The organism is Lysobacter korlensis (assembly GCF_042434515.1).
Genome location: NZ_JBHLTG010000076.1, coordinates 1 through 507, shown reverse-complemented (window position 1 = coordinate 507; position 507 = coordinate 1). Strand labels below are relative to the sequence as shown.

The window sequence follows — 507 nt, the reverse complement described above, 5'->3', positions numbered from 1 at the left end:
GGTTTCCGATTTTTTATGTCTATTCAAAACTGCTTTGCCGACTTTCTTGAAGAGAGTCCTGTTGATGTCGCTCAGCTAACCACCTTCTCCGAGCATATTCCTGACGAGTGGATTGCTAAAGCGGTAACACTTTCCGATAAAGCGACGATTCGTCGACGTCGCTTACCGAGTGATATGGTTCTTTGGCTTATTGTTGGAATGGCGTTTTTCCGCAACGAACCGATTGCCGAAGTCGCACGGCGAATGAATGTCTGTGCCGAGGGGTTGGCTAATGAGGAGCTGTTAGCAAAAAGTGCTTTAACGCAAGCAAGGCAACGCCTTGGCAAAGCAGCCCCAGAATGGTTGTTTAGGCAATGCAGCCATAGGTGGGGGTTAGAGCGTTACCCTGAGGATACATGGCAAGGTTTGCAAGTCTTTGCTGTGGATGGCGCGCTTTTTCGAACCGCTGACACACCGGAGCTAAGAGACCATTTTGGGTCGGGTAATACATCCAGCGACAGACAGACG

Annotated in this window: 1 protein-coding gene; it reads left to right on the top strand. The window is 49.7% G+C overall.

Annotated elements, in window-relative coordinates:
* Nucleotides 1–15: 15 nt before the first annotated feature.
* A partial coding sequence (locus ACFFGH_RS34495; RefSeq protein WP_386677505.1) for a transposase domain-containing protein occupies nucleotides 16–507 on the top strand: 492 nt, incomplete at its 3' end.